General features: G+C 46.4%; 1 protein-coding gene. It reads right to left on the bottom strand.

What is annotated here, in order from left to right; translation table 11 throughout:
* Window positions 1-154: 154 nt before the first annotated feature.
* Window positions 155-1,498, bottom strand: a complete 1,344-nt coding sequence (locus FD01_RS04935) for a Firmicu-CTERM sorting domain-containing protein (RefSeq protein ID WP_056962945.1) — start codon at window positions 1,496-1,498, stop codon at window positions 155-157.
* Window positions 1,499-2,584: the final 1,086 nt, after the last annotated feature.

Raw genomic sequence — 2,584 nt, 5'->3', positions numbered from 1 at the left:
AGTTCATCTCACGGTGTCGTGCCATGGGGTGGCTAACTTGTTCTTGCAATTTGCGGATAAAATAAAACGCTGATAACCGAGCTCGTTTCAAAACTGATAGCACATACAGCCAAATCGCTGTGCCGATCAGAAGATAAATACTCATATTTTTCCTTTACTTACCAGAGGTGCGAGCAGTTTGTGGCTTCAATAAGCCCATTTTGCGCGCTTTCCAATAACCGAATCCTGCCAACAATACGCCCACACCTGCTAACAGGACTGGCCCAGTCGAGCCGCCTGCTGCAGTGATCGTAGTTGGTCCGATGCCATCGTTATGCAAGGTGATGGTTTGACTGGCACTGGAACTCAAGCCAAGATCTGACAGCTTGAATTTAAATTCCATCAAGCCTTGGGTCTTGCCATCAACCGTTCCTTGCACCATGTAGCCATTGCCGACGTTGGGATATTGGGTACTCGTATCCCAAGGACCGCCTGACACTTTAAAGGTCACTGGTGTAACTGATGTTGACCCATTGCCGCCGTTTTGTGGTGTGATCCAAAAGGTTTGCCCACCAGCAGTGAACTTGAAGCCATTTTGCGCGACATAGTATTGCGACATCATCACATAAACATAGACATAATCGCCATCTGCAACCATGGCCATTTTGTTGCCATTGGCTTCATCGGTTTTGGTAATGTTGTCCCAATCTGAGAACTTCCCGTCGATCACAATGCCTAAATCATCATTTGAGGTGTTACTGTCGCCTTTGGCCGGGGTGTCCCCCTTGCCATCGATGACGCCAGCACCATTCAAGTCAGTACTGGATGAACTGGTAGAAGTTGCGCTCGATGACGATGCCGCACTAGACGAGGTGGATGAGCTACTGGTTGTTGACGCCGCAGCACTGGTGCCAGAGCCAGTCAACACACCACCGCTACCCACTAAAGTAGAAATGGTTTGCGAACCTAAGCCAGTGCCTTCAAAGTTCAAGCTGACCGTGTCCCCATTTTGAAGTGAAGTGATCCCGGCTTGTGATGGTGTGATGGAAAATTCACTGCGCGTATAGGCACTGGAATAAGTCCCATCCGCAGGCACTGCCGTGGTGAAGACAGAGCCGTAATGTGCCATGCGCGAATTCGAATAGACGACATTCGATCCCGTCGTCAGTTGATTTTTGCTTCCAACTTGAAACGCGATGCCCTTGCCGGCAACCGTACCGGTCCAGCCAGCGTAGGGTAAATAATTCCCATTGGCATTGTGGACTTCAACATAAACGTCAATTTCACTAGTCGTCGCGATCATCTTAACGATGGACGTGTGGTCAAACGCCGTATCATAATTGACCTTGGCACTAGGCAAGCTCGCCCAATCTGAATATTGGCCGTCAAGCGTAATCCCAGTACCTGAAGCGGTTTGTGTTGAATGACTAAAGTCGGTAGCGTGTGTGGTATGTGTGGTGGTGACAGCGGCCAGACCCAAGCCTAACGCTAAGGCAATCAAAGCCGTACGAAATTTCATAGCATGTTCTCCCGAAATGCTCCCAAGTCTATAACGATTCTAAGTATAGATAAGTATAACGTTAAAATATCAAAAATACAAGATTTATCTTATTGCAAAATGATTATCTATTGTGGACAATCATTTCTTACTGATATGTAATAGGTTACGCCATAACGTATTTTTAAGTTTCAATTGTAAAAATGTTATTTGTGTCACTCAAATTTTTGTGTGAAATTTATAATATTGTGAGGTTTTCTCACTTAAAAAGGTGATGGCGCTATCAAGTCCCAGCTCGCGCGATCACTTTTCGAAATTTACTGCGAACGTCGTCAATAGCACACAAAATCCACGAAACTAGAGAAAATTTCGTGGATTTAAATATGCGATTACGTGTCAACCGTTCTAAGTACCAAGTGCGTGTCTGCGTAGCCTTGCCTTCTTAGGGCTCAACCACTTTGAGTGCTGATCGACTTTGCACTGCCTTTCGCACACAGGCGTCACCTGCCATCTCATGTCGCCATGAGGCGTTGCATCCAATCCCACCTGATTTGGGTCCACACGGGGACCCTTCTTTACCGGTACTCTGGCACAGGAGAGACTGCCAACGATTCACACCGCTGGTCAGCGGATTGCTCTCCTTTAGTTTGCGAGGCACTTCCCCTCGTTGCGGAGTAATGCTGACAGCGTGCGCTAAGCTGCCCCTCCCTCATGGATATCGTCCAAAGATTAACACCTGTCAAAGCATACTGCAAGCAGTTTATTGTAAATATTTTGTATCGCGACAGTTAACTTTTATCCTAAGAATCAGTAATCAGACATACAACTTGTTATATTGGTCTAATCGGTAAAAATGAACGCGATAAAACCACGATTGATTTCAATCCTTTAACTGATTCAAAGGACTCTGCTGATGACGCAAAGCAATTTGGTCTTGGGACGGAAGCTGGTCGTCGACACATAGTGAGATTTCCGTGCCTTTAGCGATGGCCAGCTGGAGCCCAAGGCCAAATCGCTTTTTCTGCCCCAAACAAAAAGTGACCAAGCCATAATGTCATCGCGCAGTTTATACCGTTCCGATTACTCAAATAAGCGTCAAATAATTCC

It is taken from the genome of Lacticaseibacillus manihotivorans DSM 13343 = JCM 12514 (assembly GCF_001435035.1).
Taxonomy (GTDB): Bacteria; Bacillota; Bacilli; order Lactobacillales; family Lactobacillaceae; genus Lacticaseibacillus; species Lacticaseibacillus manihotivorans.
Note: the sequence above shows the minus strand (reverse complement) of the source record. Positions and strands in the feature narration are given on the sequence as shown.